General features: G+C 70.7%; 1 protein-coding gene. It reads right to left on the bottom strand.

The genetic code is table 11. From position 1 onward, the window contains the following. The coding region (locus tag ACFXB5_RS52220) for an SDR family NAD(P)-dependent oxidoreductase (protein ID WP_385222812.1) at positions 1 to 5,654 on the bottom strand (5,654 nt) is incomplete at its 3' end. Positions 5,655 to 5,660 lie beyond the last annotated feature (6 nt).

A 5,660-nucleotide genomic window follows, 5' to 3' on the forward strand; every position in this document is an offset into this window, starting at 1 on the left:
TGCGACGGACCATTCGGCGCCGACAAACCATTACTCGCACCATCCTGGTTCACCGCACTACCCGCAACCACCGCCAACACCCGGTGCCCACGCTCGCGAGCAACGGACAACCGCTCCAGCACCAGGACACCAACGCCTTCGCCCCACCCGGTGCCATCAGCAGCCTCCGCGAACGGCTTGCAACGGCCGTCAGCAGCAAGCCCCCGCTGCAACGCGAACTCCGTGTACGTCCCAGGCGAGGCCATCACCATGACGCCACCGGCCAGCGCGATTCCGCACTCACCGGACCGCAGCGCCTGCGCCGCGAGGTGAATGGCCGTCAGCGACGAAGAACACGCCGTGTCGATCGAGACAGCGGGACCCTGCAACCCCAGTGAGTACGCCACCCGGCCCGTGGCCACACTCGCATGGGTTCCCGTGATCCCGTAGCCGCTCGCGCCGTCCTGCTCACCGACCCGGTACTCCGATGTGATGATTCCTGCGTAGACGCCGGTGTCGGTGCCCCGCAGTGAACCCGGGGTGATGCCCGCGTCCTCCAGCGCCTCCCAACACGTCTCCAACAGCAGTCGCTGCTGCGGGTCCATCCCCAACGCCTCACGCGGACTGGTCCCGAAGAACTCCGCATCGAAATCGCCGGCGCTGTCCAGGAAGCCGCCCACCCGGGCATACGTCGGTCCCGCATCACCGGACTCGGACAGGCCCGGCGTCTCCCAACCGCGATCCATCGGGAAGCCCGACATCGCGTCGGTCCCGGCAACGACCAACCGCCAGAAGCCCTCCGGATCCTCCGCCCCGCCCGGGAACCGGCACCCCATACCGACGATCGCCACCGGCTCGTCCCTACCGACGCGGACCGCCGATACGGCAGATACGGCGGCCACTCCGTCGGTTCCGCATGCCTCCGCGACCAGATACCGAGCGAGTTCCTGCGGGACGGGGTAGTCGAAGACGAGGGTGGCGGGCAGGCTCAGGCCCGTCTCGTTCGCGAGCCGGTTGCGCAGCTCCAGCCCGGTCAGCGAGTCGATGCCCATCTCGCGGAAGGCCCGCTGGGAGTCGATCTCCCCAGGGCTGGCGTGGCCCAGGATGACGGCGGCAGCGGCCCGGACGGTCTGCAGGACCTCCTGCTCGCGATCGGCGGGCGGAAGCGCGGCCAACCGGGCCGCCAGACCACCACCGACCGCAGCCACAGCCGCGGACCGGCGCACGGAGACACCACCCGTAACCAGACCGCGCAGCAAGGGAGGCACCGGCCCCCCGGCACGCGACCACGCGGCCAAGTCCAGTCGGGCCGGGACCGCCAAGGGCCCGCCCAACGCGGTAGCGGCCTCGAACAGCGCCAGACCCTGCTCCGTCGACAGCGGTTGAACGCCACCGCGGCGCAGCCGGGACAGGTCAGCACCATCCAGATGCCCGGTCATCTCCGAGGTCTGGGCCCACAGCCCCCACGCCAGCGACTGGCCGGCCAGGTGCCGGTCGCGACGGTATGCGGCCAGTGCGTCCAGGAACGCGTTGGCGGCGGCGTAACTGCCTTGGCCCGGACTACCCAGGGCGGCCATGGCCGAGGAGTAGAGGACGAAGTCGGCCAGGCCCGCGTCTTCGGTCAGCTCGTGCAGGTTCCACGCCGCATCGGCCTTGGCGGCCAGCACCTTCGCCATCCGCTCGGGCGTCAACGACTCCACCGTCGCGTCGTCGATCACACCGGCGGCATGCACCACCGCTGTCAGCGGACGCTCACCCGCGATCCTGGTCAGGACCGAGGCGAGGGCGTCGCGGTCAGCGGCATCGCCCGCCTGCACGCGAACACTCGCCCCCGAGGCCGCCAACTCGACGACCAGGTGCGCGACTCCCGGCGCCGCCGGACCCCGCCGCGACATCAGAACCAGGTGCCGCATGCCACGGACATCCACCAGGTGCCGGGCCAACTCCCCACCCAGCGCGCCGGTGCCACCCGTGACCAGCACCGTGCCGTGCGGGTCCCAATCGGCCGGGACGTTCAGCACGACCTTGCCGATGTGCCGGGCTGCCTGGAGGTACCGCAGCGCCGCCACCGCCTGCGACAGCTCGAAGCACGTCACCGGCGGCGGAGTCAGCGTCCCCGCCTCGAACATCGCCCCCAGCTCGGCCAACATCTCCGCGACCCGCGGCACACCGGCGTCCATCAGATCGAACGCCCGGTAGACGACTCCCGGGTGGGACTCGGCGACCTGCTCGGGGTTGCGGATGTCCGTCTTACCCATCTCCACGAACCGGCCGCCCCGCGGCAACAGCCGCAGCGACGCATCCGTGAACTCCCCGGCCAGCGCGTTGACCACCACGTCCATGCCCTCGCCACCGGTCACGGCCAGGAACCGCTCACAGAAAGCGAGATCACGGGTCGAGGCGATGTGGCTCTCCTCCACACCCATCGCCCGCAGCGCGTGCCGCTTGGCCGGGCTCGCGGTCGCGAAAACCTCAAGCCCCCATTCCTTGGCCAGCTGCACCGCCGCCGTGCCCACACCACCGGTCCCGGCATGGATGAGGACCCGCTGGCCGGGCTGGGCCTGGGCCAGATCCCGCAGCCCGTAGAACGCCGTCAGAAATGTCACCGGCACCGCTGCGGCCTGCTGGAACGACCAACCCTGCGGGATCGGGGCAAGCAGCCGGCTGTCGACAACCCCGACCGGACCCCAACCCGGAACCAGACCCATCACCGACTGACCGACGGTCAGACCGTCCACCCCGGGACCGGTCTCCAGCACGACCCCAGCGGCCTCCAGGCCAAGGACCCGGCCGTCGGAGACCATTCCCAGACCGGCGACCACGTCGCGGAAGTTCACGCCCGCCGCACGCAGCCCCACCCGCACCTGACCCGCCAGAAGCGCCGCGTCCGCCTCGGGAGCATCGATCACAGCGGTACTGCTCAAGTCGCCAGGCTGGGTGACCTCGACTCGCCAGCCCGTACCACCGGGCAACACCAGTTCCCCGGACGCTCCGGCCCGGACCAGCCGTCGACCGAACGCCGCGACTCCCCCGCCGTCAGTAGCGGGACGCACGCGGACCTCGGGCTCATCGGCACCCAGCGCCACGACTAGGACGGTGTCCACGTCAGCGTCGCGACCGGGGTCCAAGTCAGCCGCCGGGTCGACGTCGACCAGCAGCAGCCGGCCCGGGTGCTCGGACTGCGCAGAACGAACCAGGCCCACCACCGCAGCCCCCGCCAGATCCTGCCCGGCAGCCACACCCCGGGTCCAGATCACCAACCGCGAACCGTCGGTCTCGGAATCGGCCAGCCACTGCTGCACCCAACCCAACACCGTCGCGGCAGCCAGCTGAGCCGCCTGCGGCGCCGAAGCTCCGGAGAGAGCGGCCGGAACCGCGGCAACAACAATCGGCGCCACCACGGGCTCGCCATGCCGCACCCACTGCACCACGGCGTCAGAGAGCTGAGGTGCCGTCAGCGGAACCCAGTCCACCGTGAACAGCGACTGCCGAACCTGCCGCCCGGAACCAGCGAACTGACCAGCTGAAGCCTCACGCATCGCCAACGACCGTGCCCGCAAGACGGATTCGCCCACACCGTCGAACGCGGTGACCGAGAATCCACCCGGCTCGGGAGCGAACGCCACTCGCAGTTGGCGGGCACCGCTCGCCAGCAGTTGCACCCCCGACCATGCGAACGGCAGCTCCGTCCCGCCACTGCCACTGCTGGCGCCGACGGCCAGCAGACCATGCAGAGCAGCGTCGAGCAGAGCGGGATGCAGACCGAACCCGGCCACATCGGAGTCGATGACCTCGGGCAGCTCGACCTCGGCGTAGACGGTGTCCCCGGCGCGCCAGACCTGACGCAGGCCCTGGAACGCCGGACCGTAGCCGTAACCACGCTCGGCGAGCATCTCGTAGGCGTCATCGACCGGAACCAGCTCCGCGCCGACCGGAGGCCAAACATCCAGCGGGGCCGGGGCAGGCTCACTGCCGGCCGGGGCCAGCAAGCCGACCGCGTGCCGGACCCATTCGCCCTCCCCTTCACGGGAGGAGACGGTGACGGTTCGGCGAGCGCTGTCGTCGTCGCTCTCGCCGACGTGGACCTGAAGCTGCACGCCACCGGAGCTAGGCAGAAGCAACGGCTCCTGGAGCGTCAACTCCTCTAGGACACCGCACCCGGCCAAATCTCCGGCGTGGATCGCCAGGTCCACGAAGGCCGTACCGGCGAGCAGGACGGTGCCGTGGACGGTGTGGTCGGCCAGCCACGGCATCGCGGCCAGCGACAGGCGACCCGTCAGCACCAGCCCGTCGCCCTCGGCCAGCCACACCGCAGCCGCCAACAACGGATGTCCAGCCCGCTCCAAGCCGATCGACGGAGCATCCCCGCGACCGGCCACAGCCTTCGGCCAGTAGTGCTGGCGCTGGAACGGATACGTCGGCAGCGCGACCTTCACCGCCCGACCCTCATCGACGGTCACCGCGGCCCAGTCCACTTCAACACCGGCAGCGTAGGCACCGGCCAGGGCGGTCAGCCAGCGGCTCCGGCCGCCATCGCCGCGCTGCAACGTGCCCGCCGCGACCAGGTCCTCGCCCGCCTGCGCAATCGCCAAACCCAACACCGGATGCGGACTGACCTCCACAAACACCCGGTGGCCCTCTGCCGCCAGCGCGGCGACGACCTCACCGAACCGCACCGTCCGACGCAGGTTCCGGAACCAGTACCCGCCGTCCAACTCGGCGGTGTCCAGCACACGCGCCTCAAGCGTGGAGTAGAACGGCACCGAACCAGAAACCGGAGACACCCCCGCCAGGTCCTCAGCTAGACGGTCCTGGACGGCTTCGACGTGCGCCGTGTGGGAGGCGTAGTCCACCGCGATGCGGCGAGCGCCGCGATCGCCGTAGGCCTCGGCGAACTCAACGCAGGCCTGCGCGGCACCGGCCACCACCGCCTGGCGGGGACCGTTGACGGCCGCGACCGACAGGTCCTCACCCCAGCGGGAGATCCACTCCCCCACCTCATCCAGACCAGCGGGCACCGACACCATCCCGCCCGTACCCGCCAGACCCGCCAACGCCCGGCTGCGCAAAGCGACGACCCGCGCACCGTCCTCCAAGGACAGGCCTCCGGAGACACACGCCGCAGCGATCTCACCCTGACTGTGACCCGCCACCGCGGCGGGTTCGACGCCATACGCCCGCCAGAGCCCGGCAAGGCTGACCGCTACCGCCCACGACGCCGGCTGGACCACATCCACCCGCGCCAACAACTCCGCATCGCCCAACACATCACGCAGTTGCCAGTCGACGAACGGCTCCAAGGCCGCCGCGCAGCGCTCCATCACCGCCGCGAACACCGGCTCCTCATCCCACAGTTGCAGACCCATCCCGACCCACTGCGCGCCCTGACCCGCAAACACAAACACCGGCCGCGACACCGACGCCGAACCAACACTCCCAGTCACCACACCCGGCGCCGCCTGGCCCGCCGCGACCGCGCCCAGGCTCTCCAGCAGCTGCTCACGGTCCTGACCGATCACCGCCAGGCGATGCGCAAACCCCGTCGTCCGGGTCGCGGCCAACGAGAACGCCACATCCTTGGCCGCTACCTCCGGACGCGCCGCCACGAACTCCGCCAGCCGACCCGCCTGCCCGGCCAACGCCGCACCCGACCGCGCCGACACCACCCACGCCACCGAACC

The organism is Streptomyces sp. NPDC059455 (genome assembly GCF_042750115.1).
Lineage (GTDB): Bacteria > Actinomycetota > Actinomycetes > Streptomycetales > Streptomycetaceae > Streptomyces > Streptomyces endocoffeicus.